Here is a 24714-nt window from a genome sequence, read left to right on the forward strand (position 1 = left end):
GGAGCGTTTCATGGCCCCGTCCCTGAACACCGTCGCCCATGTCGATCTGTCCCGCTATGGCGGCACCTGGTTCGAAATCTGCCGCCTGCCGCTGAAATGGGAACCGCGGGGCGCGCGCGACGTGACCGCGACCTATGGCCTGGACGGCGACGGCAGCATCCGCGTGGACAACCGCTGCCTGGACGAGGATGGGAAGCCCACGCAAGCCTTGGGTCAGGCAAGGCCGGTCGATGACAGCAATGCGCGGCTGGAGGTCAGCTTTCTGCCCGAATACCTGCGCTGGATCCCCTTCACCAAGGGCGACTACTGGATCCTCCGCCTGGCCGAGGATTATTCGGTGTCGCTGGTGGGCACGCCCGACCGCAGGCACCTGTGGCTGCTGGCCCGCCGCCACGACCTGCCGCAGGCGGTGCGCGACGACTATCTTGCCACCGCCCGGGCGCAGGGGTTCGACCTGTCCGCGCTGATCACCCCGGCCCAGAGCGGGACTGTCGTGCCGATCTCCGGATGATGCCCTACAGCCCCGCCGCCAGTTCGCCTTGCACCTGCGCCAGCAGCGCGCGGACATGGGGGGCGAAGCTGCGCCAGATGTCCATGCGGAAATCGGCGGGGCCGTCGCGCCACAGGATCACGGTGGCGCTGTCGAAGACCGTGCGCGCAGCCGTTCCCACGGGCATGGCCGCCACGTTGCGCGGACAGCAGGCGGCCAGCAGGTCCAGCACCGCAGGCCCGGACAGGCGCAGCGAGATTTCGCGGTCGCTGATGTCCACCAGGCTGTGCGGCGCATCGGCGTAAACCGCGCGGGCGGGGGTCGCCAGATCCGTGCCCTCGGGCGCGGTCAGCAGCCATTCGTCGGGGCCGAGGCACAGCGCCTCGGTTCCCCCCGCCGCCACGCGGGCGCCCACGCGGGTCGGCAGGTCCAGGCCAAGCGCCTGGCCCAACGTCGCGCTATGCGCGGGCTTCACGCGCAGCGACAGGCGCAGGGCGGGGGCCAGATCCTCGACCACGGCAAGGGCGGCGGCGAAGTGATGCTTTTCATAGGTCATCGCGTGGCTCCTTACGCCTTCAGCCGCGTGTTGTCGGGGTCGTAGAACACGGTCGAGGTAACGCGCGCCTTGCGCACCCCGTCGGGCATGGGGATGAACACCGTCTCGCCCATCCTGTCGAATCCGCCCTCGATCACCGCCATGGCGATGGGATGGCCCAGGGTGGAGTGATAGGAGGAGGTGACGTGCCCCACCATCTTCATGGGCTTGGGCTGGTCCGGATCCAGCACGATCTGCGCGCCTTCCTGCAACAGGCTGCCGTCCTCGGTCAGCAGGCCAACAAGCTGCTTGCGGCCTTTCGCCACGATGTCGGGACGGGACAAGGACCGCTTGCCGACAAAATCCTTCTTGGCCTTGCCGACGGCCCAGTCCAGGCCCGCGTCCGCCGGCGTCACCGTGCCGTCGGTGTCCTGGCCCACGATGATATAGCCCTTCTCGGCCCGCAACACGTGCATGGTTTCCGTGCCATAGGGGGTGATGTCATAGGGCTTGCCCGCCTCCATCAGCGCGGTCCACAGGGTCAGGCCGTGGCGGGCGGGGACGTTCACCTCGAAGCCGACCTCTCCGGTGAAGGACAGGCGGAACAGGCGCGCGGGCAGGCCCGCCACCGTGCATTCGGCGCAGGACATGTGCGGGAAGTCGTCCCAGTTGACGCCCTGGACCAGAGGCTTCAGCATCGCCAGCGCGTTCGGCCCATTCAGCGCCACCGTCGCCCATTGTTCCGTGGTCGAGGTCAGCCACACGTCAAGCTCGGGCCATTCGGTCTGCAGGTAATCCTCCATCATCGTCAGCACGCGCGCCGCGCCGCCGGTGGTGGTGGTGACGTGGAACAGGTCGGGGGACAACCGCCCGATCACGCCGTCGTCGCGGATGAAGCCGTCCTCGCCCAGCAGCAACCCGTAGCGGCAGCGGCCCGGCGCAAGCTTGGTCCAGGGGTTGGTGTACATGCGGTTCATGAATTCGACCGCATCGGGGCCCGCGACTTCGATCTTGCCCAGGGTCGAGGCGTCGAAGATCCCCAGCGACGCCCGCGTGGCCTTGCATTCGCGCAGCACGGCGGCGTGCATGTCCTCGCCGGCGCGCGGGAAATACCAGGCGCGGCGCCATTGCGCGACGGGCTCAAAAACCGCGCCGTTCGCCTCGGCCCACCCGTCGATGGGGGTCTTGCGGGTCAGCTGGAAGGTCTCGCCCCGCAGGTATCCGCAGAAGGCCCCGAAGCTGGTCGGCGTATAGGGCGGGCGGAAGGTCGTCAGGCCCACCTGCGGCGGCTGTTTCCCAAGCGCATCGGCGGCGATCATCAGCCCGTTGATGTTCGACATCTTGCCCTGGTCGGTCGCCATGCCGTTGGTGGTGTAGCGCTTCACATGCTCGATCGACCGCATCCCTTCGCGCACGGCCAGGCGGATATCCTTGGCGGTCACGTCGTTCTGGAAGTCGATGAAGGCGCGGGCCTTGCCGGGGTTCCCATCGGTCGGCAGTTCGGTATGGCTGGCTCCGGTGCCGGGGCGGTCGTTCGCCACGCGGAAGCCCGCGGGATGGCCCGCACGGCCCAAGCCCTCAAGCGCGCGCAGCCCCGCCGCCGCGCCATCGGCCAGCACATCGGCATAGCCCCAGAGGCCCCGGCCCGCGCCCGCGATCTCGCAGGCTTCCGTCTTGCGGTCGGGCAGGAAGGTCTGGCCGTCCCAGGCCAGCGACCCCTTGGTGTGCGAGAACAGATGCAGCGAGGGCGTCCAGCCGCCCGACATCAGCAAACAGTCGCAGGCGATGTCGCGGCCCGTGCCGACATGGGTGCCGCGCATGGGGGCGGCGCGAACGGACTTGACCCGCAGACGGCCCCGGGTGGTGGTGACGGTGTGGCCGCTCAGAACCTCGATCCCGCGCAGGCGGGCGCCGTCCAGCAGGTCGGGGCGCACCGCATCGCGCGTGTCGATAATCGCCGCGACGCGCGCGCCGCTGTCGGCCAGGTCGAAGGCCGCGTAATATGCGCTGTCATGGCTGGTGATGACGGCGGGGGTATCGCCCACCTTGACGCCGTACTTGTGCAGATAGGTCTGCGCCGCACCCGCCAGCATCACGCCGGGACGGTCGTTGCCGTCGAAGACCAGCGGCTTTTCCAGCGCGCCCTGCGCCAGCACCACCTGTCCCGCGCGGACCCGCCACATGCGTTCGCGCGGCGCGCCCTTGGGCGGGGTGTCCAGGTGATCCGTCAGCCGCTGGCAAAGGCCCACCATGTTCTGGTGATAATATCCGATTGCCGTGGTCCGCGTCATCAGCCGCACCCCGGCGGCGCGCAGGCGGCCCAGTTGCGCATCGACCCAATCCCATGCGGGCCTGCCGTCGATCTGCACGGCGGGATCGGACAGCAGCGATCCGCCCATTTCCGGGTTCTCATCGACCAGCGTCACGTCCGCGCCCGACTGCGCCGCAGCCAGCGCCGCAGCGATCCCGGCAGGCCCCGCGCCGATCACCAGCACATCGGTATGCAGGTAGCGGCTGGCATAATGGTCGGGATCAGCCTCGGTGGGCGACTTGCCAAGACCCGCCGCGCCCCGGATCACGGGTTCATAGATCTTGTCCCAGAAGGACTTCGGCCACATGAAGGTCTTGTAGTAGAAGCCTGCCGAGAACAGCATATAGGCCCGATCGTTCACCGCGCCGATGTCGAAGGACAGCGAGGGCCACTTGTTCTGGCTTTCCGTGACTAGGCCCGCGCGCAGTTCCTGGACGGTGGCACGGGTGTTGGGTTCGAACCGTCCCGCACCGCGCGAGGTGCCGATCAGCGCGTTCGGTTCCTCGGATCCGGCGCTGACCGCACCGCGCGGGCGGTGATACTTGAAGGACCGGCCCATCAGGTGGACGCCATTGGCCAGCAGGGCGGATGCGACCGTATCGCCACGCAACCCGCGATAGGTCTTGCCGTCGAAGGTGAAGGACACGGGCGCGGCATGATCGACGCGGCCCTTGCCCGGAATGCGAAAGCGGCTCATTCGGCGGCCTCATTCAGTTGCGGACGGGGCTGCCCCGCCTTGTAGGTCATCAGGAAACGGTCGCTGACCGTGTCGCGCAGGGCGTTGAAGAAGCGCCCGCAACTGATGTGCCGCCAGCGTTCGTAATGCGGCCCGCGCGCGTTGGTGCGGATGAACAGGAAGTCGCGCCATTCCTCATCCGAGAGCGTCGAGGGGTCGGCGGGGCGGGCGATATGCGCCTCGCCCGCGTAAGCAAATTCCAGCTCGGGCAGGCTGTCTTCGCAATAAGGGCAGTGGATCAGCAGCATGGCGGGTTCCTCAATGCGCGACGGCGGCGGCGGCGGCTTCGTCGATCAGCCGCCCGGTGGTGAAGCGTTCCAGCGTGAAGGGCGCGTTCAGCGGGTGCGGTTCGTCCTTGGCGACGGTGTATGCCAGCAGATGCGCCGCCCCCGGCGTGGCCTTGAAGCCGCCGGTGCCCCAGCCGCAGTTGACGTAAAGCCCCTTGACCGGCGTCTTGCCCAGGATGGCCGATCGGTCGGGGGTCACATCGACGATGCCGCCCCATTTGCGCAGCATCCGCATCCGGGTGAAGATCGGGAAGACCTCGCAGATCGCGGCCACGGTATGCTCGATCAGCGGCAGTCCGCCGCGCTGCGAATAGCTGGTGTACTGGTCGGTGCCCGAGCCGATCACCAGCTCGCCCTTGTCGGACTGGCTGATATAGGCGTGGACGGTGTTCGACATGACCACGCAGGGGAAGATCGGCTTCACCGGCTCGCTGACAAGCGCCTGGAGGGGGAAGCTTTCCAGCGGCATCCGCAGCCCGGCGCTGTCCATCACGACGCTGGTGTTGCCCGCCGCCGAGACTGCGACCTTTTTCGCGCGGATGAAGCCCTTGGCGGTATCCACCCCGATCACCGCCCCGTCCGGCCCGCGCCGGATCGCGGTGACCGCGCAGTTCTGGATGATGTCCACGCCACGGGCGGCGGCGGCGCGGGCATAGCCCCAGGCCACCGCGTCATGGCGCGCCGTGCCCGCCCGCATCTGCAAGGCCGCGCCCACCACCGGATAGCGCGCATCGGGCGAGATGTTCAGCGGGGGGCAGAAGGCCTTGGCTTCTTCCCTGGTCAGCCAGCGGTTGTCCACGCCGTTCAGCCGGTTGGAATGGACATGGCGCTGGAAGGACTGCACGTCATGGACGTTATGCGCCAGCATCAAGACGCCGCGCTTGGAATACATGACGTTGTAGTTCAGTTCCTGCGAAAGGTTTTCCCACAGGTCCAGCGCGTGGTCGTAAAGCTTGGCGCTTTCGTCATACAGATAGTTCGACCGGATGATCGTGGTGTTGCGGCCCGTGTTGCCGCCGCCCAGCCAGCCCTTGTCGATCACCGCGACATTGGTGATGCCGTGTTCCTTGGCCAGATAGTATGCCGCGCCCAACCCGTGCCCGCCCGCGCCGACGATGACCACGTCGTATTCGGCCTTGGGCTGGCTGTCGGGCCACTGCTCCCTCCAACCCTTGTGGCCGTTGAGCGCCTGTTTGAGCAGCGAGAAGCCAGAGAAGCGGGTCATGCGGGCAAACCTTGTGGGCGATTCCGGGATGTCCTGGAAACTGCCAGAAACGCGTCGCGGGCGACTGGATCCCTGCGCCAGGGTGGTGTTACATTTGCGTCATGCGCGACGTGACCACCCCCACCGAGTCCCTGCGGCTGCGCGTCGGCTTCCTGCTGGCGCGGCGCTTCACCCTATCGGCCTTCGCCAATTTCGTGGACGTGCTGCGGCTGGCCGCGGACGAGGGCGACCGGTCCCGCCCGATCCGCTGTTCCTGGCGGGTGCTGGCGACATCGGGCCAGCCGGTGCAGTCAAGCTGCGGCATCAGCGTCACCCCGGACGAAAAACTGGGCGATCCGTCGCGCTTCGACTATATCGTCGTGGTAGGCGGCCTGATCGACGAGATCGAGCGGATGGAGCCCGAATACACCGCCTTCCTGCACCGCGCCGCCAAGGCTGGCGTGCCGCTGGTGGGCGTCTGCACCGGCGCCTTCATCCTGCACCGGGCCGGGCTGATGGGGGGATACCGCTGCTGCGTCAGCTGGTTCCATCACGAGGATTTCCTGGAACAGTTCGACGGGCTGCGCCCGGTGTCCGACCGCATCTTCGTGGTGGACCGCGACCGGCTGACCTGTTCCGGCGGGGCCAGTTCCGCGCATCTGGCGGCCTTTCTGATCGACCGCCACATCGGCCGGGCGGCGGCGCAGAAAAGCCTGCACATCATGATCATCGACGAGGCCATGGCCGCCGACGACCCTCAACCCGGCCTTCCCTTGGAACTGAAGACCCAGGACACCCTGGTCCGCCGCGCCCTGCTGATGCTGCAACAGAACATGGACACGCCCCCCGCCGTGGCTGATGTCGCCGCCCAGTTGCAGGTCAGCCGCCGCAAGCTGGAACGCCACTTCGCCGCATCCCTGTCCATGTCGCCTGCCGAGGCCTTCATGCGCGTGCGCCTGTCCCAGGTGCGGATGCTGCTGGCTCGCCCCGACCGCACGGTCAGCCAGATCGCCGCCGAGACGGGCTTTTGCGACGCGTCCCACCTGATCCGGGTATTCCGGGACGTGATGGGGGTCACGCCGGAACAATGGCGGAAAGGGGCAAGGGAAGGGGTCTGAGTGGAACGACCCCGGTCTGTCCTGAAGCCGCTCATCCAACGCTGATCGAACCGTAGGGTGCGTGCTTGCACGCACTTAAGCTGGGGCTGTCAAACCGGTGCGTGCTTGCACGCACCGATGGCGCCGCGTTGCAAATGGTGCGTGCAAGCACGCACCCCACGTCAGCTTGCCAGGGCCAGCATCGCATCAGACCGCGCGGGCATCGCCACCACCGTCGCCGCCTTCTGGACCCCCCGCTCGCGATAGGGTGATGTCCCATACCGTTCCCGATAGCATTTCGAGAAATGCGAGGAACTGGCGAAGCCGCAGGCGATGGCGATCTCGATCAGGGGCAGGTCGGTGTTCAGCAGCAGGTGGCGCGCGCGGGCCAGGCGGGCCTCCAGGTAATACCGCTTGGGGCTGCGGTTCAGGTATCGCATGAACAGACGTTCAAGCTGGCGGGTGGACATGCCCGCGTCGGCAGCCAGTTGCGAGGGGCTGACGGGGTTTTCCAAGTTCGCCTCGATCCGTTCCACCACGGCGGCAAGGCGGGGGTGGCGGATGCCGATGCGGGTTGCGATGGACAGCCGCTGGCGGTCGCCCCCGGTGCGGATCGCCGTGTGCAGCATCTGGTCGGCGATCTGCGCGGCCAGATCCGCCCCATGCACCCGCCCGATCAGGTGCAGCATCATGTCGATGGAGGACGTGCCGCCCCCCGCCGTCAGCCGGCTGCCGTCATCGACGAAGACCTGCCGGTGCAGGTCCACGTCCGGGAAGGTTTCGGCAAAGGAATCGTGGTTTTCCCAGTGGATCGTGGCGCGGCGTCCGTCCAGCAGCCCGGCCCGGGCCAGCACATGGCTGCCGGTGCAGACCGCGCCCAGCACCGCGCCCGCGCGCGCTTGCCTGCGCAGCCATGCCAGCACCGGGCGGCTGGCCTGCGCCGTGATGTCGTCGCCCCCGCAGACGATCACCGCCTCGTCCCGGGCCACGGTCGCGTCGCTGTCAAGCCCCGCGTCCAGCGCCATCCGCGACCCGTTCGAGCAGGTGGCGAAATCCCCGCCCATCCCCACCAGCCGCCAGTCGTAAAGCGGCCGCCCCGACATCTTGTTGGCCAGCCGCAGCGCGTCCAGCGTGGCCGCAAAGGGCAGCATGGTGAAGCGGTCCAGCAGAAGGAACGTGAAACGCCGGGGGGTGGGTGCCATCTGTGTTCTCCGTCGCGAAAGCTGCGGGCCATGCGCGGCCAGCGTGACAGAGGGCCGGGGCGGGACAATGGACCCATGCGGCAGAACGGCAGGAGATTTGCGCCGCGCCCGTCAGGGTTGCAGGCTGTCCTTGACCCGTTCCCAGGCCAGCGTCAGGTGGCGGCCCAGGATCGCGGACAGGCGGCCCTCATCGCGGGCTTCCAGCGCGGCGATCATCTCCTCGTGCTCGGCCACGGCATTGGCCCATTTCTCGGGGCCCTCGTGGCCGATGAAGCGGATGCGCTTCAGCCGGGTCTGCAACATGCCATGCACGTCCGACAGCGCGGCATTGCCCGCCAGCGCCACGATGCCCGAATGGATCGCCTGGTTCAGCTTGTAGTATCGCAGCCGGTCGCCCGAGCGGTAGCAGGCCACCATCTCGTCATGCAGATCGCGGATCGCGCCGATGTCGTTGCTGGTGGCGATCTGGCAGGCGCGGGTGGCGGCGAACTGTTCGAGGGTGCGGATCACCTCGATCATGTCCAGCACCTCCTTGGCGCCGAAGGCCTTGACCACCGCGCCCCGGCTGGGGACCAGCTCGACCAGGCCCTCGCTGGCAAGATACTTGATCGCCTCGCGCAGGGGGGTGCGGGACACGCCAAGCTGCGCGCCAATCTGGCCCTCGTTGATGCGGGTGCCGGGGGGCAGGTGGCCCTCGATGATCATGTCGCGCAGGCGCGTGACGATGGCATCGTGCAGCGAATGCCGCTCGATCCGGGCCGATTCCGGATTGGGTTGGGGATTGACCGCGACCACCTGTGCCCTCCCTGGCTATTTCCCATGGGTATGCGGCGGAATGACGCGAGTCAATCATGCGCGCTAAATGCTGCATACAGTATTCTTGAACCTGCGTTCTTTCCCATGCTAGCGTTCCGGCCGGAGGAGCGATTCGGAAGGCCGCAGCCGCGTGGCCATCCTGCGCAGGAACGATGGAGGCGTTGCGTTGACCCACCCCTGGACCGCCGAGACCTGGCCCATTGCCGCGGCCATGATCCCCTTTCCGGGCCGCCTGCCCGACGGCCGCCTGGTCCAGGACGCGGATCCGCAGGTCTGGGCCGAAAACCTGGCCGAGGTTGCCGATGCGGGCTTTGACTGCGTGGACCCTACGGATTCCTGGCTGCGCGTGGCCGACCTGGATCCCGCGCGGCGGGCCGCGTTCGTGGCGATCTGCCGTGACCTGGGCCTGTCCGTTCCGGCGATTTCCACGTCCCGGCGCAGCGTGATCGACCCCCAGCATGGCGACGAATACCTCGCCTACAGCCACCGCGTGATCGACGCCGCCGCCGAACTGGGCGCGCGTCACGTCAGCTTCGGCTTCTTCGGTCCCTTCACGCCAGCGCAGCAGAAGGCGCTGTGGTTCTGGACCGAACAGGGCGTGAAGAACCCCGACGACCCCGCGACCTGGCAACTGGCCGTGGACCGGATCCGCGACCTTGCCTGCCATGCCGACGACCTGGGCGTCCGGATTTCGCTGGAGATGTACGAGGACACCTATGTCGGCACGGCGCGCGATGCGGTGCGCTTTATCACCGATGTGGACCACCCCTCGGTCAAGCTGAACATCGACATCGGCAACCTGATCCGCCTGCACCGCCCGGTGGAACACTGGTCCGAGATGATCGAGTTGTGCATCCCCTTCGCAGGCTACTGGCACGTCAAGAACTATTACCGGATCGAGGATCCCTCGGGCATCATCATGTCGCATCCCGCGCCGCTGATGGGCGGCACGATCAACTGGCGCGCGGCGATCCGCAAGGCGATCGCGGCGGGCTTTGACAGCCCCTTCCTTGTGGAACACTACGGGGGCGACGGCCTGGGCGTCTGCGCCGGGAACCGCGACTATATCCGACAGATCTTGAGGGGGATCCGCACATGACACAGGTTTTCGACGCGCCCGACCGCTTTGCCGAAACCGCCTTGCAGGGGTTCTGCGCCGCCAATGCCGACCGCGTGCGCGCCGTCCCGCATGGCGCGGTGCGCGCCGCGCCGGGGCCGCGCGGCAAGGTGGCGCTGCTGGTGGGCGGCGGGTCGGGCCATTATCCGGCCTTCCTGGGCTATGTGGGTACCGGGCTGGCGGACGGCGCGGTGGCGGGGGATGTCTTCGCCTCGCCCTCGACCGCGTGGATCCATGGGGTCGCCAGGGCGGCGAACCGGGGCGGCGGGGTGATCCTGGGCTTCGGAAACTATGCGGGCGACGTGCTGAACTTCGGCGCCGCCGCCGAACGCCTGCGGGCCGAGGGGATCGACGCGCGCATCCTGGCCGTGACGGACGACGTGGCCAGCGCCAAGGTTGACGAACGCGCCAAGCGGCGCGGCGTGGCGGGCGACCTGCCGGTCTTCAAGATCGTCGGTGCCGCCGCCGAGTCCGGTCTGGACATGGACGCGGTGATGGCGGTGGCCGACCGCGCGAACAAGGCCACGGTGTCCTTCGGCCTGGCCTTCGACGGCTGCACGCTGCCGGGGCAGGGCGCGCCGCTGTTCACGGTCGATGCGGGCCAGGTCGGCATGGGCCTTGGCATCCATGGCGAGCCGGGCATCAGCACGAAGCCGATGATGCCCGCCAGGGATCTGGCGCGCACGCTGCTGGAGCCGCTTTTGGCCGAACGCCCGGCGGGCCATGACGGGCGGGTGGCGGTGATCCTGAACGGCTTGGGCCGCACGAAATACGAGGAGTTGTTCGTCCTCTGGCACCATCTGACCGGGATGCTGGCGGAGGCGGGCCTGACCGTGGTGGACCCCGAGGTGGGCGAGTTCGTCACCAGCCTGGACATGGCGGGCTGTTCGCTGACCCTCACCTGGCTGGACGACGCGCTTGAGGGTTACTGGCGCGCGCCCGCCGACGCCCCCGCCTTCCGCAAGGGCACCGTGGCGCGCGCCCTGGAAACCGAAGCGGTGGACGCAGGCGCCGAGGCCGTGACCGAGATCGCCCCCGGCAGCCCGGAATCGCAACAGGCCGGGCGCCGCGTGGCCGCCCTGATCGGCCATGTGGCGGCTGCCCTGGCCGATGCCGAGGAGGAACTGGGCCGCATCGACGCGCAGGCGGGCGACGGCGACCACGGGCAGGGCATGGCGCGCGGATCGGCCGCCGCCGCCGTTGCCGCCGAAAAGGCGGTGATCGCAGGCGCAGGGGCGGGGACGGTGCTGTCGCTGGCGGGCGATGCCTGGGCGGACCGCGCGGGCGGAACATCCGGCGCGCTGTGGGGCGTGGCGCTGCGGGCTTGGGGCCAGGCGCTTGGCGACGCGGACAAGCCGTCCCCCCAGGCCGTCGCGCAAGGCGCCCGGGCCGCGCAGGATGCCATCGTCCGGCTGGGCGGCGCGCAGGTGGGCGACAAGACGCTGGTCGATGCGCTGGTGCCTTTTGTGACGGTGCTGGCCGAACGGGTCGCGGCCGGTGAAACCCTGGGCGTGGCCTGGGCCGCCGCCGCCGCCCGCGCGACCGAGGCCGCGGACGCCACGGCACAGCTGGTCCCACGCTTGGGCCGTGCGCGCCCGTTGGCGGAACGCAGCCTGGGCCACCCGGATGCGGGCGCGGTGTCGCTGGCGCTATGCGCGCGGGTCATGGGCGCAAATCTGTAGCGAATTCAGCGGCGGACCGCAGCCTGTGCGCCCGCCGGTTGACCAAAAGGCCAGACGGCATCGCCTGAAAAACAGGTGGATTTGATGCTAAATTCTGCATACAGAATGTTACATAGAGGACGGAGAATCGGGAATGCGCATAGCTTTGGCAATCGGTGACGCCGGGGGCGTCGGGCCGGAACTCGCGGCCAAACTGCTGGCCGATCCGGCGATGGCGGGTCAGGACGTGGTTGTCGTGGGCGATGCCAGCGTCCTGGCCATGGGCGCGCGTCATGCGGGCGTCACGCTCGACCTGCCGGTCATCCGCGCCGACCAGGTGGGCGACCTGCCCTCGGGCCATGTGCTGGTCGATCTGGCCAACATCCCCGCAGGCACCGTGACGCTGGGCCAGTCCAGCCCGGAAACCGGCGCGGCCTCGCTTCAGAACTTCGCCGCCGTGCTGCGGCTGGCCCGCGCAGGCGTTGCCGACGCGGTGATGTTCACGCCCTTCAACAAGCATTCCATGCGCCTCGCCCGCCCGGCCTATGTCGACGAGATCGGCTTCATCGACCGCGTGCTGGACACCGACCGTTCCGGCCGCGAATTCAACGTGCTGGAAGAGGTCTGGAACGCCCGCGTCACGTCCCACATCCCGCTGAGCGAGGTCGCAAACCGGATGAGCGTGGACCGCATCCTGGGCAGCCTGCGCCTGACGCATGAAACCATGACTGGCGCGGGCAAGCCCAACCCCCGCATTGGCGTCGCCGCCCTGAACCCCCATGCGGGCGACGGCCGCAACTTCGGGACCGAGGATGACGACATCATCGCCCCCGCCGTGGCCGCAGGCGTGGCCGAGGGGATCGACGCCAAGGGTCCGATCCCGTCCGACACCGTTTTCGTGCGCGCCATCCGTGGCGAATTCGACGCGGTGCTGACCATGTATCACGACCAGGGCCAGATCGCGATGAAGCTGATGGGCTTCGACCGGGGCGTGACGCTGATCGCGGGCTATGGCTTCCCGATCGTCACCCCGGCCCATGGCACCGCCTTTGACATCGCGGGCCAGGGCCGTGCCGACCTGGGCGCCACGCTGCAAGCCGCCCTGCTGGGCGCGCGCCTGGCCGCGCTGAACCCGCCCCGCGAGTGCCAGCCGCTGCCCGCCGACTGGGCCACGGCCGGGGTCGAGGGCGCGCAGGCCGCCATGGCCGAATAAGAACCAGTTTCCGGCCCTGACCGGGGCCGGTTTTTCCCCGGAGGAGGAACACCATGACCAAGACCAAAGCAGGCCTTCTGGCCGCGACCGCGCTGATGCTGGCCGCGCCCGCATGGGCCGAATGGGCGCCCTCGCGCCCCGTCGAATTCGTCGTCGCGTCCGGCGCGGGCGGCGGCACCGACAACTTCGCCCGCACCATCCAGGCCGTGCTGACCCGCGACGGGATCGTGGAAAGCCCCATCGTCGTCTTGAACAAGGGCGGCGGATCGGGGGCCGAGGCGTTTCTCTATGCCCGCCAGAACGAAGGCGACCCGCACAAGCTGATCTTCGGGACAAACAACGTCTATCTGCTGCCGCATGTCGCCAAGCTGGCCTACACGGTCGAGGATCTGCAGCCCGTCGCGGCCCTCGCGCTTGACGAATTCCTGGTCTGGGTCAAGGCGGACTCGCCTTATCAGACCGTGATGGATCTGGTGAACGCCGCCAAGGACGCGCCGGGCACCATCCCCTTTGGCGGCAGCCAGTCCAAGGACACCGATGAAACCCTGGTCGCGCTGATCGAACAGACGACCGGCGCGGACTTCAAATACGTCCCCTTCAACGGCGGCGGCGAGGTCGGCGTGCAGCTGGCGGGCGGCCATGTCGCGGCCAACGTCAACAACCCCAACGAGAACGCAGGCCAGTGGCAGGCCGGCGCGATCCGCCCGCTGTGTGTCTTTGCCCCGCAGCGCATGGCGGAAAGCGAACCCGTCAGCGGCGACATGGGCTGGCACGACATCCCGACCTGCAAGGAGCAGGGGCTGGAGATCGAAAGCTATCAGATGCCGCGCACCGTCTGGCTGCCCGCGGGCACCGAGCCTGAGGTGCTGGCCTATTATCAGGACGCGCTCAAAAAGGTCGCCGAAAGCCAGGACTGGAAGGACTACCTCGCCAAGACCTCGCAATCGGCATCCTTCCTGACGGGCGAGGAACTGGCCAGGTTCATCGAGACCAGCGAGGCCAATGCCGTCAAGGTCTTCGAGGCCGAAGGCTGGACCGCCCAGTAAGGGCCTGACCCTGCCCGCGCCGGACCCCCGGCGCGGGCGTGCTGCGACCATCCAAGGGGGGACATCATGACCGTCAAGGTCTTTCACGCCGAACTGGGCACCGCCATCGCCACCGGGCTTCTGGGCCTGGCGGGCGTGATCGGCGCGACCGAACTGGGCCATGGCTGGACGGAAAGCGGCCCCGAAGCGGGCTATTTCCCGTTCCATGTCGGGCTGATCCTGATCGGCGCCAGCCTGTGGAACCTGGTCGCGGCCTTCCTCAAGCACCGCGCCGCAGGGTCCGACCCCGAGGAACCCTTCCTGGACCGCGACAAGGCCCGCCGCCTTGGCGTCTTCATCGCCGCCCTGCTGGTCTTCGTGATCGTCACGCTGACCCTGGGCATCTATGTCGGCTCGACCCTGTACATCACCTGGAGCGCGTGGCGGCAGGGCGGATACCGCCTGCCCCTGGCGCTTGGCACCGGGGCGGGCTTCGCGGTCGCGCTTTATCTGATCTTCGAGGCGATCTTCAGGATTCCGCTGCTGAAGGGGCCGATCGAGCCGCTTCTGGGCATCTACTAAGGGCGCGCATATGGAAAACTTCGATCTTCTGATGCACGGCTTCGGCATCGCCATCACGCCGATGCACCTGATGCTGATGGTGGGCGGCGTCCTGATGGGCCTGATCGTGGGCGTCCTGCCCGGCCTTGGCGCGCCGAACGGCGTGTCGCTGCTGATCCCGCTGACCTTCGCGCTGGATCCGACCTCGGCCATCATCCTGCTGTCGTCGATATACTGGGGCGCGCTGTTCGGCGGATCGACCACCTCGATCCTGTTCAACATCCCGGGCGAGCCGTCTTCGGTCGCCACCACTTTCGACGGCTATCCCATGGCGCGGTCCGGGCAATCGACCCGCGCGCTGACGCTCGCGTTCATGTCGGCGGGCTTCGGGGCGCTGCTGGGCGTGATCGTCATCACCCTGCTGGCGGGATGGGCGTCGAACTTTGCGCTGAAATTCGGCGCGCCGGAATATTTCGCGGTCTATTTCCTGGCCTTCGCCGCCTTTATCGGCATGGGCAGCGCCGCCCCCATGAAGACGCTGGTGTCGCTGGCCGCCGGGCTGCTGCTGGCATCCGTCGGCATGGACAGCGTGACCGGATCCATCCGCCTGACCTTCGGGTTCGAGGATCTGCTGGGCGGCATCAGCTTCCTGGTCGTGGTGATCGGTCTGTTCGGCATCGGGGAACTGCTGTCCACCGTGCAGGAGGGCCTGCGTTTCCGGGGCGTGGCGTCGAAAATCGACCTGCGCGACGTGTTCAGGACCATCGCCGAACTGCCGCGTTACTGGGCGACCTATCTCCGGTCCGGGGCCATCGGCATCTGGATGGGCATCACGCCGGGCGGCCCGACCGCCGCATCCTTCATGAGCTATGGCATCGCCCGGTCGTCCAGCCGCAAGGGCGCGCCCTTCGGCACCGGCCGCCCGGAAGGCATCGTCGCGCCGGAAACGGCCGACCACAGCGCGGGATCCTGCGCGATGCTGCCGATGCTGGCGCTTGGCGTGCCGTCATCGGCCACGGCGGCCGTGATGATGGGCGGGCTGATGATCTGGGGCCTGACGCCGGGGCCGATGCTGTTTGCCACGCAGCCCGATTTCGTCTGGGGCCTGATCGCCTCCATGTATGTGTCGAACCTGATTGGCGTGGTGCTGGTGCTGGCCACCGTGCCGATGTTCGCGGCCCTGCTGCGCATCCCCTTCACCATCATCGGCCCGATGATCGTGGCGATCTGCTTCGTGGGCGCCTATACGGTGTCGAACGCCACGTTCGATTTGTGGCTGGTGCTGGTCTTCGGGCTGGTGGGATACCTGTTCAGCCGCCTGGATTATCCGCTGGCGCCGCTGGTCCTGGCGATGGTGCTGGGCCACAAGGCGGAAAACGCCTTTCACCAGTCGATGGTGCTGTCGGACGGGTCGCTGGGGATCTTCTTCTCGAACCCGTTGGTCAGCGGCATCATGGCCGTGGGCATTGCGCTGCTGGTGCTGCCCAAGCTGGTGTCGATGGGATCGCGCCTGCGGCGCCGGGTGCCGGTGGAATAAGGACAGGACCATGAACCATCATCGCTATTTCGCGGGTCTTGGCGCCCGGACGGTCGAATGCGCCATTGTCGGCACCGGCGGCTTCGGGCGCAGCTTCCTGGCCCAGGCACGGCATGTTCGCGGCCTGACCTGCCGCGTGGCGGTTGACCGGGACGCGGCGGTTGCGGCGGGTGTGCTGGCCTCGGTCGGGGTGACGGATGTGGCCGAATGCGCGGACGCTGCGGCGGCGCGGGCGGCCTGGGACGCGGGACGCGCCATTGCCGCCGCCGATCTGGCCGTGGTGGCCGACCTGCCGATTGACGTGGTGCTGGAGGCGACCGGCAACCCTGAGGCAGGCGCCCGCCATGCGCGCCTTGCGATTGAATCGGGCAAGCATGTGGTGATGGTCACAAAGGAAACCGACAGCGTGGCAGGCCCGATCCTGGCGCGCATGGCGGCGGAACGCGGCGTCGTCTGTTCCCCCATCGACGGCGACCAGCCGAGCCTGCTGATCGGGCTTGCCACCTGGGCGCAGGTGATCGGGCTGCGCATCGTGGCGGCGGGCAAGTCCAGCGAATACGACTTCGTCTTCAACCCCGCGACCGATGAGATCACCAGCAACGGCGTGATCGTGGACGCGCCGGGCTTTGGCGACTGGCTGGAGGCGGGCGACCGCCCCTGGGCCGAGGTGATCGCCGCTCGCGCGCGGCTGGTGCCGCTGCCGCAGCGCGCGGTGCCCGACCTTTGCGAGATGGTGGTGGTGGCCAATGCCTTGGGAATGGCCCCCGACCGCCCCGATTACCACGCACCCATCGCCCGCGTTACCGAACTGGCCGACCTGATGGCCCCGGTGGCCGATGGCGGGCTGCTGGAGGGGAACGGCCAGCTTGATGTCTTCAACTGCCTGCGCCTGCCGGGCGAGGCCAGCTTCGCGGGCGGCGTCTTCGTCACCGTCGCCTGTGACGACGATGACACGTGGCAGATGCTGCGGGACAAGGGCCATGTGGTCGCCCGCAACGGCAAGACGGCGATGATCGGCCTGCCGCGCCACCTGCTGGGGATGGAGGCCGCGACCACGGTGTTCGAGGTCGCGCTGCTGGGCGTCTCCTCCGGTGCCGAGAAGCCGCGTCCGGTGATGGACCTGACCGCGCACGCCGACGCCGACCTGCCCGCAGGCTCGCTGCTGGTGGCGGAAGGGCATCACCACACCATCGCCCATGTCTCGGGCCGGATGACGCCCGCGCGGGCGCTGTCCGATGACACGCCGATCCCCTATTACCTGCTGTCGGGGCGTCGTTTGAAACGGGATGTGAAAGCGGGGCAGATGATCCTTTGCGGCGACGTGGATCTGGATACGGGGTCCGAGCTTTACCGCCTGCGCGCGGCGCAGGACGCGATCACGGACTGGTCGTAAGATGCTGCTGGGCTGCATCGGGGACGACTTCACCGGATCGTCCGACCTGGGCAACACGCTCGCCCGCGCGGGGATGCGGGTGGTGCAGTATTCCGGCACGCCCTCTGCCCCCGCCGACCCCTCGGTCGAGGCGGGGATCGTCGCGCTGAAATCGCGCACCCTGCCGGTGGCGGATGCCGTGCGCCTGTCGCTGGAGGCGCTGGACTGGCTGCGCGCCCAGGGCTGCCGACAGTTCCTGTTCAAGTATTGCTCGACCTTCGATTCCACGCCCCAGGGCAATATCGGCCCGGTGGCCGAGGCCCTGGCGGATGCGCTTGGTGCCGACCGGGTGATCTTCTGCCCGGCCTTCCCGGCGACGGGGCGCACGATCTTTCAGGGCCACCTGTTCGTGGGCGACCGCCTGCTGTCGGAAAGCGGAATGCAGGACCATCCCCTGACCCCCATGCGTGATCCCGACCTGCGCCGCTGGCTGGGCCATCAAACGCGCGAGGGCGTGGGCCACATCCCCGCCGCGACGGTCTGGCAGGGGCCAAATGCCGTGCGCGCCGCGCTGGCTGCGCAGGAACACCGCTTCGTGGTGACGGATGCCATCCGGGATGAGGATCTGGTCACGCTGGGCAAGGCCGTGGCCGATCAGGCGCTGCTGACCGGAGGGTCGGGCATCGCGCTTGGCCTGCCGGGCAACTTCCGCGCGCAAGGGCTGCTGTCCGCCGAAGGCCCGCGCTGGCGCGGCCAGCCGGGTCCGGTCGCGGCCCTGTCGGGATCCTGCTCTCGCGCCACGCGTGGTCAGGTGGCGCGCCACATCGCGGACGGCAATCCCGCGATGGAGATCGACCCCGAGGCGGTGATGGCAGGCACCATGACCCCGCGCGATGCCGCCCCCTGGGCGCTGTCGCAAGGGGGCCTGCCGCTGGTCTATTCCTCGGCCGATCCCGATGCCGTGCGCGCGGTGCAGGCTCGCCACGGGACCGAGGCCGTGGCCGCGCGCCTTGACGCCTTCTTCGCCGAAACCGCCTGCCTGCTGGTCGCGGGCGGCGTCACCCGCCTGATCACCGCAGGGGGCGAGACCTCGGGCGCGGTGGTCGAGGGGCTGTCGGTGGCCAGCCTGGAGATCGGCCCCGAGATCGACCCCGGCGTTCCCGCGATCCGGGCGGGCGAAGCCCTTGTCCTGGCGCTGAAATCCGGCAATTTCGGCGCCGAGGACTTCTTCGCCAAGGCCGCCGAAAGGCTTGGCCGATGAGCGACGCCGCCTTGCGCGAACGCATCTGCCTGCTGGCGAAATCGCTGTTCGACCGGGGCCTGACGCATGGATCGACCGGCAACATCAGCGCCCGGACCCCGGATGGCGGGCTGCTGGTATCCCCCACCGGCACCAGCTTCGGGCGGCTGGACCCCGCCCGTTTGTCGCGCTTCGACGCGGCGGGAAACCATGTCGGCGGCGACAGGCCCACCAAGGAAATGCCGCTGCACACGGCCTTTTATGACACTCGCAACCGCACGGCGGCGGTGGTGCATCTGCATTCCTGCCACTCGGTCGCCTGGTCCGTGCTGCCGGACGCCGACCCCGACGATTTCCTGCCGCCGATCACGCCCTATGCCTTCATGCAGCTTGGCCGGGTGAAGCTGCTGCCCTATTTCCGCCCCGGCGATCCGGCCATCGGCGATGCCGTGCGCGGCCTTGCGGGCAAGCGGTCCGCGGTGATGCTGGCCAATCACGGCCCGGTCGTGGCGGGCCTGGACCTGGACGCCGCCTGCAACGCCATCGAGGAGCTGGAGGCCACCGCCCGCCTCGCCATGCTGCTGCGGGGCACCACGCCTGCCATGCTGACGCCGGAACAGGTGGCGGACCTGGTGCGCCTCCATGACGTGGCCTGGGGCGACTGACTTGCATCAGGGCCGATGTTGACCTACATTCTGGTCAACAAAGGGGGTGCGCCATGCAGATCGCCATTGCCGAAGCCAAGGCCCAGTTCGCCGACCTCATCCGCCGCGCCGAGGCGGGCGAGGAGATCGAGCTGACCCGCTATGGCCGCCCCGTGGCGCGGCTGACCGCCTCGCCCCGCCGCGCGAACAGCCTGATCGGCTGCGCCAAGGGGCAGTTGCGCTTGCCCGACGACATCAACGAAGGCGACGACCAGGTCGCCGAGCTGTTCCGCGCCGGTTCCGTCCTGCCCGAATGAGGCTGCTTCTGGACACCCATGTCGTCTTGTGGGCGATGGCGGATGACGCGCGCCTGCCGCGCGCCCTGCGCGACGCCATCGCCGGGGCTGAGGCGCTGTTCATCAGCGCCGTCACCGTCTGGGAGGTGGCGATCAAGGCGTCCCTGGGCAAGCTGGACGTGCCCGCCGACCTGTTCGACCGCGCGCTGGCGGCGGGGGCGCAGCCCTTGCCGATCAGTTGGACCCATGCCCGCGCGGTGGCGGACCTGCCGCCGCATCACGCCGATCCCTTCGACCGGCTGCTGATCGCGCAGGCCCGGGCCGAGGGGCTGGTGCTGGCCTCGGCCGATCGACAGTTCAGGGCCTATGACGTGGCGCAGCTGGGCGGCTGAGGGTTGGTGAACAGCACCTCGCGCATGGCGAAGCGCAGATGGGCGCGCATGATGCTGCCCGCCAGCGGGCCGTCGCGTTCGTAAAGGGCCATCACCAGCGCGCGGTGTTCGCCGACCGACCGCTGCTGCCGGTCGGCGCGGGCCAGCTGCACCCGGCGCAAGGGCGCCAGCCGCTGCCGCAGCCCGTCCGCCACCCGGGCCAGTTCGCCGTTCCGCGCCAGCCGGCAGACCCGGTCGTGGAAGTCGAAGTTCATGGACGGATAGTCGGCGGGGTCCGCTTGGGCCATCCGCTCCACCGCAACCTCGAGCGCCGGAAGATCGGCCCCGCGCGCGCGCTGCGCGGCCAGGGTGGCGCACAGGGCCTCGATCTCTGCCAGGGCCTCGAACAGGTCCAGCAGAAGGGGGGGCTTGGGTGTCATGGGGTTGTCCTGCGAAGCGCCGTCATCCTTTTGCCCTTGGACTGCCTATGTGCGGGCCATATAGGCAGAGGCAGCTTAACAATCAGAGAATCGCCATGTCCTTGCGCAGGGCCGAGGCCGTTCTGGCCCGATTTGGCTTTGACCGCTACATGCTTTTGCTGGTGCTGACCGTGGTTCTGGCCACCGTGCTGCCCGCGCGGGGCGCTGTGTCGGGGGTGCTGTCGCAGCTGACCTATTGGGTCGTGGCGCTGCTGTTCTTTCTTTATGGCGCCAAGCTGACCACGGCGACCATCGTGGCGGGGCTGACGAACTGGCGGCTGCAACTGTCGGTGCTGGCGCTGACCTTCGTGCTGTTCCCGGTGCTGGCCCTGGCGCTGAAGCCCGTCTCGATGCTGTGGCTGCCCGCCGCCGTGGGGGTGGGGTTCCTGTATATCGGCTGCATGCCGTCCACGGTGCAAAGCTCGATCGCGTTCACCGCCGTGTCGGGGGGCAACGTGGCGGGGGCGGTCTGCGCGGCCTCGATGTCCAACCTGATCGGGGTGGTGCTGTCGCCCCTGCTGTTCGCGGTGCTGATCCCGCAGGGATCGGGATACGGCATCGACCCGTCCGCCATCTGGAAGATCGTCCAGCAGATCCTGTTGCCCTTCGCCCTGGGCCAGTTGTGCCGCCCGCTGCTGGCGGGGTTCCTGAACCGCCATCGGATGCCCACGATGATCGTGGATCGCGGGTCCATCCTGCTGATCGTCTATGCGTCCTTTTCGGCCGGCGTGGTCAACGGCATCTGGCAGGTGATCGGGGCCCCGGCGCTGGCGATCCTTGTCGGCCTGTGCCTGGTGCTGCTGGCGGCGGTGATGGGGGCCGCGATGCTGATCGGGCGGGCGGCGGGCCTGGACCGCGCCGACCTGACGGCGGTCCTGTATTGCGGATCGACGAAAAGCCTGGCGACCGGCCTGCCCATGGCGGGGATCCTGTTCGCGGGTCAGGACATATCCCTGATCATCCTGCCCTTGATGCTGTTCCACCTGTTGCAACTGGGCGTCTGCGCGATCATCGCGCAGCGCATGGCCGGGCGGCTGGACCTGCGGCCCGCCTGACGATTGACAGCCCCGCCCCGCGCGCCGATCCTTGCGCGATGAGCGATGTCGATGCCTGGCTGTCCGATCCCACCCCCCTTGGCCGCAAGAGCGCGGCCCAGCAGGTGTTCGAGGATCTGCGCGACCTGATCGGGTCGGGCCGCGTTCCCCCCGGCACCCGCCTGCCGTCCGAATCGCAGATGGCCGCGCGATACGCCGTCAGCCGCCCCGTGATCCGCGAGGCGCTGCGGTCGCTGAACGCCCTGGGCCTGACGCAGACCCGCACCGGCAGCGGCACCTTTGTCGTGGGCGCGGGGGCCGACCTGCGCTTTGGCGGCTATACGGCGGCCGACCTGATGGAGGCGCGGCCCTTTGTCGAAATTCCCGCCGCCGGTTGGGCCGCCCTGCGCCGCAGCGAGGCCGATCTGGCCCGGCTTGCGGCGCTGTGCGACCGCATGGACGCCACCGAAGACCCCGAGGCCTGGGTCCGGCTCGACAGCGATTTCCACGGCTTGATCGCCCGGATCTCGAAAAACGCGATCTTCGCCAAGGTCGTCCATGACGTGCGCGACGCCCTGCGCGGGCAGTCGGGCTGGCTGAACCTGCAGGGGCCGCGGCGCATTGCCTCGAACCGCGAACACCGGGTGATCCTGGAGGCCATTGCGCGCGGCCACGAGGCTGATGCCCGCGCCGCGATGGAAGCGCATCTGCGCCAGGTGGAAACCGCCGTCGCCCGCAGCGCGGCAAAAACCGTCTGACGATTTTTCTTGACCTGTCCGCGGCGCGGCCTTTAAGGCGCGAAAATCTGTAAGACAGCCTTGCAGGCTGGCAGGTGACGCAGCCCCGAGAAACAGGACCATCATGTCGCAGACAGCATCCGATCCCGTGGCCGAGGGCCATGTCTATGCCGAGGAGGAGGCGGGCTTTCACAAGGAACTGAAGCCCCGCCAGATCCAGATGATCGCCATCGGCGGCGCCATCGGCACCGGCCTGTTCCTGGGCGCGGGCGGCCGCCTTGCCACCGCCGGGCCCGCGCTGGTGCTGGTCTATGCGCTCTGCGGCTTTTTCGCCTTTCTGGTGCTGCGCGCCTTGGGCGAGCTGATCATGCACCGCCCGACCTCGGGGTCGTTCGTGTCCTATGCGCGCGAATTCTATGGCGAGAAGATGGCCTTCGCGGCGGGCTGGATGTACTGGCTGAACTGGGCCATGACGGCGGTCGCGGATGTCACGGCGGTCGCGCTGTATATGAACTTCTTCAAGGCCTATGTGCCGATGCTGCAGGGCATCGACCAGTGGGTCTTTGCCCTTGTCGCGCTGGTCGTGGTGCTGGCCATGAACATGCTGTCCGTCAAGGTCTTCGGAGAGCTTGAATTCTGGTTCAGCCTGATCAAGGTGCTGGCGCTGCTGACCTTCCTGGTGGTCGGCATCTGGTTCGTCGTCACCGGCACGCCCATCGAGGGCCACACCCCCGGCCTGGCCACGATCACCGACTTCGGCGGCATGTTCCCCCATGGCATCCTGCCCGCGCTGCTGGTGATGCAGGGGGTGGTCTTCGCCTATGCCTCGGTCGAACTGATCGGCACCACGGCGGGCGAGACCGAGGATCCGCGCACCGTCATGCCCCGCGCGATCCGCACGGTCGTCTTCCGGCTGGTGATCTTCTATGTGGGTTCGGTCCTGCTGCTGTCGCTGCTCTTGCCCTATACGGCCTATCAGGGCGGGGTCAGCCCCTTCGTCACCTTCTTCGGCAAGATCGGGGTCGAGGGCGCGGACATCATCATGAACCTGGTGGTGCTGACCGCCGTGCTGTCCTCGCTGAACGCGGGGCTGTATTCCACGGGCCGGATCCTTCATTCGATGGCCGTGTCGGGCTCGGCCCCGGCGGCGCTGGCCAAGATGAACAGGCAGGGCGTGCCTTATCGCGGCATCGCCGTCACGGCGGCGGTCACGGTGGGGGGCGTCGTGATGAACGCCTATGTCCCGGCCGAGGCCTTCGAGATCGCGCTGAACGTCGCGGCCCTGGGCATCATCACCGCATGGGGGACCATCGTGCTGTGCCAGCTGAAGCTGTGGCACCTGTCGCGCCAGGGCATCCTGCCGCGCCCCGATTTCCGCATGTTCGGCGCGCCCTGGACGGGCGTGCTGACGCTGGCCTTCCTGGCGGGCGTGGTGGTGCTGATGGCCTTCGATTATCCGGTGGGAACTTACACGGTCGCCTCGCTGGTGGTGATCGTCCCGGCGCTGGTCCTGGGCTGGTATCTGGCGCGTGACCGAATCCGCGCGGTGGCGGCCCAGCACGGGCTGGATCGCGGCGGGCTGGATCTGCGCTGATGGACCCGCTGATCGCCGTCATTGCCACGGGCGGCACCATCGCCAGCCAGCAGAACGCGGACGGATCCAGCACGCCCAGCCTGGACGGGGGGGCGCTGCTGGCGCGGCTTGGCGATCTGCCGCGCGTCCGGCTGAAGCCGGTCGATCTGTTCGCGCGCGATTCATCCACCCTGCGGCTCGCCGACATGCAGGCCGTCAGCGATGCGGTGGGCGCGGAACTGGCGGGCGGGGCGGCGGGCGTCGTGGTCCTGCACGGCACCGACGCGATGGAGGAAACGGCGCTGCTGGTCTCGCTCCAGCATCCCGGCGCGCCCGTGGTTTTCACCGGCGCGCAGTTCACCGACGACCACCCGCAGGCGGACGGCCCCGCGAACATGACGGCAGCCATCCGTGCGGTGCTGGAGGGCGGGGCAGGGGTGCGGCTGGCCTTCGGCGGGCGGCTGCTGCCCGCCTGGGGTCTGGTGAAGTTTGCCACCGACAGCGCCGATGCCTTTCGGCTGGCGGCGGATGCGGTGGCGCCCGAGGTGGGGCTGACGGCACCCGTGGACGGCATCCGCGTGGATGTGGTGGCGATCCATCCCGGGGCGGATGCGGTGCATCTGGATGCCAGCCTGGCGGCAGGCGCGCAGGGGATCGTGCTGGCGGCGCTCGGGTCCGGCAATGCCACGCCTGCCGTGGCCAAGGCCGTGGCGCGCGCCCATGCGGCGGGGGTGCCGGTTGTCGTGTCCAGCCGGGTGCCCTTGGGGCGGCTGGCCGCCAGCTATGGCGGCGGGGGCGGCGGGCATGACCTGGTGCGCGCGGGGGCGGTGCTATCCGCCGTGCTGCGCCCCGGCCAGGCGCGCGTTCTGCTGGCCGCGCTGATCGCGGCGGGGCAGGTGGGGCAGGCCGGGGCGCTGTTCGGATAAGGCGCCCCTGGCACGGGCGGAAAAAGGAAACGCATGCGTTTCCCCGCCCGCTTCCGGCATTGCCACCAGAGACGGCGCCATCCCGCGACCACCTAAGGCTAGCGCCCGCCTCGGGGCGGGCGGGCGCTGGCCGGGCCTTTGAGGGCCCGGCGGCACTTGCGGCACCGGCATCGCGTGGCGAAGGCGATGGCCTTCGCCAAACGCAACGGCTGCCAATTTTTTCCGCGCTACCCCCCTGCAACCCACGCCC

24 protein-coding genes are annotated in these 24714 nt (G+C 68.7%); 17 read left to right on the top strand and 7 right to left on the bottom strand.

Going from position 1 to position 24714, the window contains the following annotated elements; translation table 11 throughout:
- Positions 1 to 10: 10 nt before the first annotated feature.
- On the top strand, positions 11 to 511 hold the full coding sequence (locus JX613_RS00175; protein ID WP_207099441.1) for a lipocalin family protein: 501 nt from the start codon (positions 11 to 13) through the stop codon (positions 509 to 511).
- A 4-nt stretch (positions 512 to 515) separates the two neighbouring features.
- Here the strand turns inward: JX613_RS00175 and JX613_RS00180 are convergent, their stop codons facing one another.
- The 4 genes from JX613_RS00180 to JX613_RS00195 are packed head-to-tail and all read right to left on the bottom strand — an operon-like array spanning position 516 to position 5584.
- Positions 516 to 1046, bottom strand: coding sequence for a sarcosine oxidase subunit gamma (locus JX613_RS00180; protein ID WP_207099442.1), 531 nt, complete (start codon positions 1044 to 1046; stop codon positions 516 to 518).
- An 11-nt stretch (positions 1047 to 1057) separates the two neighbouring features.
- Entirely contained in the window at positions 1058 to 4033 is a 2976-nt protein-coding gene (locus JX613_RS00185; RefSeq protein WP_207099443.1) for a sarcosine oxidase subunit alpha, read from the bottom strand.
- The gene (locus JX613_RS00190; protein ID WP_207099444.1) at positions 4030 to 4320 is read right to left on the bottom strand and encodes a sarcosine oxidase subunit delta; all 291 of its coding nucleotides are present in this window, start codon (positions 4318 to 4320) and stop codon (positions 4030 to 4032) included. The genes JX613_RS00185 and JX613_RS00190 overlap by 4 nt, the downstream gene beginning before the upstream one ends.
- 10 nt (positions 4321 to 4330) lie before the next feature.
- Positions 4331 to 5584, bottom strand: a complete 1254-nt coding sequence (locus JX613_RS00195; RefSeq protein WP_207099445.1) for a sarcosine oxidase subunit beta family protein — start codon at positions 5582 to 5584, stop codon at positions 4331 to 4333.
- 101 nt (positions 5585 to 5685) lie between these two features.
- Between JX613_RS00195 and JX613_RS00200 the strand changes: the two genes are divergently transcribed.
- Positions 5686 to 6681 (top strand): GlxA family transcriptional regulator, encoded by a 996-nt coding sequence (locus tag JX613_RS00200; RefSeq protein WP_207099446.1) that lies wholly within the window; start codon positions 5686 to 5688, stop codon positions 6679 to 6681.
- A 161-nt stretch (positions 6682 to 6842) separates the two neighbouring features.
- On the opposite strand, the gene JX613_RS00205 is transcribed toward JX613_RS00200, so the two are convergent.
- Both JX613_RS00205 and JX613_RS00210 read right to left on the bottom strand, forming a co-directional pair.
- On the bottom strand, positions 6843 to 7862 hold the full coding sequence (locus tag JX613_RS00205) for a GlxA family transcriptional regulator (RefSeq protein WP_207099447.1): 1020 nt from the start codon (positions 7860 to 7862) through the stop codon (positions 6843 to 6845).
- Between the two features lie 111 nt (positions 7863 to 7973).
- A complete protein-coding gene (locus tag JX613_RS00210; protein WP_336512244.1) occupies positions 7974 to 8657 on the bottom strand; it encodes a GntR family transcriptional regulator in 684 nt (227 codons plus the stop codon).
- 187 nt (positions 8658 to 8844) lie between these two features.
- Between JX613_RS00210 and JX613_RS00215 the strand changes: the two genes are divergently transcribed.
- From JX613_RS00215 to JX613_RS00265, 11 genes are all read left to right on the top strand, one after another.
- Positions 8845 to 9777, top strand: coding sequence for a sugar phosphate isomerase/epimerase family protein (locus tag JX613_RS00215; protein ID WP_237168258.1), 933 nt, complete (start codon positions 8845 to 8847; stop codon positions 9775 to 9777).
- Positions 9774 to 11477, top strand: coding sequence for a dihydroxyacetone kinase family protein (locus JX613_RS00220; protein ID WP_207099448.1), 1704 nt, complete (start codon positions 9774 to 9776; stop codon positions 11475 to 11477). Before JX613_RS00215 ends, JX613_RS00220 begins: the two co-directional genes overlap by 4 nt.
- A 133-nt stretch (positions 11478 to 11610) precedes the next feature.
- A complete protein-coding gene (locus JX613_RS00225; RefSeq protein WP_207099449.1) occupies positions 11611 to 12669 on the top strand; it encodes a 4-hydroxythreonine-4-phosphate dehydrogenase PdxA in 1059 nt (352 codons plus the stop codon).
- Positions 12670 to 12722: 53 nt separating this feature from the next.
- Positions 12723 to 13715, top strand: a complete 993-nt coding sequence (locus tag JX613_RS00230; RefSeq protein WP_207099450.1) for a tripartite tricarboxylate transporter substrate binding protein — start codon at positions 12723 to 12725, stop codon at positions 13713 to 13715.
- 66 nt (positions 13716 to 13781) lie between these two features.
- Complete coding sequence (locus JX613_RS00235) at positions 13782 to 14276, top strand: tripartite tricarboxylate transporter TctB family protein (RefSeq protein ID WP_207099451.1); 495 nt, start codon at positions 13782 to 13784, stop codon at positions 14274 to 14276.
- Between the two features lie 10 nt (positions 14277 to 14286).
- Positions 14287 to 15792 (top strand): tripartite tricarboxylate transporter permease, encoded by a 1506-nt coding sequence (locus JX613_RS00240; RefSeq protein WP_207099452.1) that lies wholly within the window; start codon positions 14287 to 14289, stop codon positions 15790 to 15792.
- A gap of 10 nt (positions 15793 to 15802) precedes the next feature.
- Positions 15803 to 17185 (top strand): SAF domain-containing protein, encoded by a 1383-nt coding sequence (locus tag JX613_RS00245; protein WP_207099453.1) that lies wholly within the window; start codon positions 15803 to 15805, stop codon positions 17183 to 17185.
- Between the two features lies 1 nt (position 17186).
- The gene (gene otnK / locus JX613_RS00250) at positions 17187 to 18425 is read left to right on the top strand and encodes a 3-oxo-tetronate kinase (protein WP_207099454.1); all 1239 of its coding nucleotides are present in this window, start codon (positions 17187 to 17189) and stop codon (positions 18423 to 18425) included.
- Positions 18422 to 19069 (top strand): 3-oxo-tetronate 4-phosphate decarboxylase, encoded by a 648-nt coding sequence (gene otnC, locus JX613_RS00255; RefSeq protein WP_207099455.1) that lies wholly within the window; start codon positions 18422 to 18424, stop codon positions 19067 to 19069. Before otnK ends, otnC begins: the two co-directional genes overlap by 4 nt.
- Positions 19070 to 19122: 53 nt before the next feature.
- Positions 19123 to 19365, top strand: a complete 243-nt coding sequence (locus tag JX613_RS00260) for a type II toxin-antitoxin system Phd/YefM family antitoxin (protein WP_207099456.1) — start codon at positions 19123 to 19125, stop codon at positions 19363 to 19365.
- Complete coding sequence (locus JX613_RS00265; protein ID WP_207099457.1) at positions 19362 to 19736, top strand: type II toxin-antitoxin system VapC family toxin; 375 nt, start codon at positions 19362 to 19364, stop codon at positions 19734 to 19736. Before JX613_RS00260 ends, JX613_RS00265 begins: the two co-directional genes overlap by 4 nt.
- Here JX613_RS00265 and JX613_RS00270 read toward each other — a convergent pair.
- Positions 19709 to 20155, bottom strand: coding sequence for a GntR family transcriptional regulator (locus tag JX613_RS00270; RefSeq protein ID WP_207099458.1), 447 nt, complete (start codon positions 20153 to 20155; stop codon positions 19709 to 19711). The genes JX613_RS00265 and JX613_RS00270 overlap by 28 nt on opposite strands.
- Positions 20156 to 20250: 95 nt before the next feature.
- Here JX613_RS00270 and JX613_RS00275 point away from each other — a divergent pair, with 95 nt between their 5' ends.
- The 4 genes from JX613_RS00275 (at position 20251) to JX613_RS00290 (ending at position 24464) form a co-directional block, all read left to right on the top strand.
- Positions 20251 to 21249 carry a bile acid:sodium symporter family protein gene (locus JX613_RS00275; protein ID WP_207099459.1) on the top strand — a complete coding sequence of 333 codons (999 nt, stop codon included), beginning with the start codon at positions 20251 to 20253 and terminating at the stop codon, positions 21247 to 21249.
- A 38-nt stretch (positions 21250 to 21287) separates the two neighbouring features.
- Positions 21288 to 21986 (top strand): FadR/GntR family transcriptional regulator, encoded by a 699-nt coding sequence (locus JX613_RS00280; protein ID WP_207099460.1) that lies wholly within the window; start codon positions 21288 to 21290, stop codon positions 21984 to 21986.
- A gap of 103 nt (positions 21987 to 22089) precedes the next feature.
- Positions 22090 to 23559: an amino acid permease gene (locus JX613_RS00285; protein WP_207099461.1), complete on the top strand. Its 1470-nt coding sequence runs from the start codon at positions 22090 to 22092 to the stop codon at positions 23557 to 23559.
- Entirely contained in the window at positions 23559 to 24464 is a 906-nt protein-coding gene (locus JX613_RS00290; protein WP_207099462.1) for an asparaginase domain-containing protein, read from the top strand. The genes JX613_RS00285 and JX613_RS00290 overlap by 1 nt, the downstream gene beginning before the upstream one ends.
- Positions 24465 to 24714: the final 250 nt, after the last annotated feature.

The organism is Paracoccus shandongensis (genome assembly GCF_017315735.1).
GTDB lineage: Bacteria > Pseudomonadota > Alphaproteobacteria > Rhodobacterales > Rhodobacteraceae > Paracoccus > Paracoccus shandongensis.

Coding starts and splice junctions, on each gene's coding strand:
- JX613_RS00175 (WP_207099441.1), top strand. CDS start 11: ATGGCCCCGTCCCTGAACACCGTCGCCCATGTCGATCTGTCCCGCTAT.
- JX613_RS00180 (WP_207099442.1), bottom strand. CDS start 1,046: ATGACCTATGAAAAGCATCACTTCGCCGCCGCCCTTGCCGTGGTCGAG.
- JX613_RS00185 (WP_207099443.1), bottom strand. CDS start 4,033: ATGAGCCGCTTTCGCATTCCGGGCAAGGGCCGCGTCGATCATGCCGCG.
- JX613_RS00190 (WP_207099444.1), bottom strand. CDS start 4,320: ATGCTGCTGATCCACTGCCCTTATTGCGAAGACAGCCTGCCCGAGCTG.
- JX613_RS00195 (WP_207099445.1), bottom strand. CDS start 5,584: ATGACCCGCTTCTCTGGCTTCTCGCTGCTCAAACAGGCGCTCAACGGC.
- JX613_RS00200 (WP_207099446.1), top strand. CDS start 5,686: ATGCGCGACGTGACCACCCCCACCGAGTCCCTGCGGCTGCGCGTCGGC.
- JX613_RS00205 (WP_207099447.1), bottom strand. CDS start 7,862: ATGGCACCCACCCCCCGGCGTTTCACGTTCCTTCTGCTGGACCGCTTC.
- JX613_RS00220 (WP_207099448.1), top strand. CDS start 9,774: ATGACACAGGTTTTCGACGCGCCCGACCGCTTTGCCGAAACCGCCTTG.
- JX613_RS00225 (WP_207099449.1), top strand. CDS start 11,611: ATGCGCATAGCTTTGGCAATCGGTGACGCCGGGGGCGTCGGGCCGGAA.
- JX613_RS00230 (WP_207099450.1), top strand. CDS start 12,723: ATGACCAAGACCAAAGCAGGCCTTCTGGCCGCGACCGCGCTGATGCTG.
- JX613_RS00235 (WP_207099451.1), top strand. CDS start 13,782: ATGACCGTCAAGGTCTTTCACGCCGAACTGGGCACCGCCATCGCCACC.
- JX613_RS00240 (WP_207099452.1), top strand. CDS start 14,287: ATGGAAAACTTCGATCTTCTGATGCACGGCTTCGGCATCGCCATCACG.
- JX613_RS00245 (WP_207099453.1), top strand. CDS start 15,803: ATGAACCATCATCGCTATTTCGCGGGTCTTGGCGCCCGGACGGTCGAA.
- otnK (WP_207099454.1), top strand. CDS start 17,187: ATGCTGCTGGGCTGCATCGGGGACGACTTCACCGGATCGTCCGACCTG.
- otnC (WP_207099455.1), top strand. CDS start 18,422: ATGAGCGACGCCGCCTTGCGCGAACGCATCTGCCTGCTGGCGAAATCG.
- JX613_RS00260 (WP_207099456.1), top strand. CDS start 19,123: ATGCAGATCGCCATTGCCGAAGCCAAGGCCCAGTTCGCCGACCTCATC.
- JX613_RS00265 (WP_207099457.1), top strand. CDS start 19,362: ATGAGGCTGCTTCTGGACACCCATGTCGTCTTGTGGGCGATGGCGGAT.
- JX613_RS00270 (WP_207099458.1), bottom strand. CDS start 20,155: ATGACACCCAAGCCCCCCCTTCTGCTGGACCTGTTCGAGGCCCTGGCA.
- JX613_RS00275 (WP_207099459.1), top strand. CDS start 20,251: ATGTCCTTGCGCAGGGCCGAGGCCGTTCTGGCCCGATTTGGCTTTGAC.
- JX613_RS00280 (WP_207099460.1), top strand. CDS start 21,288: ATGAGCGATGTCGATGCCTGGCTGTCCGATCCCACCCCCCTTGGCCGC.
- JX613_RS00285 (WP_207099461.1), top strand. CDS start 22,090: ATGTCGCAGACAGCATCCGATCCCGTGGCCGAGGGCCATGTCTATGCC.
- JX613_RS00290 (WP_207099462.1), top strand. CDS start 23,559: ATGGACCCGCTGATCGCCGTCATTGCCACGGGCGGCACCATCGCCAGC.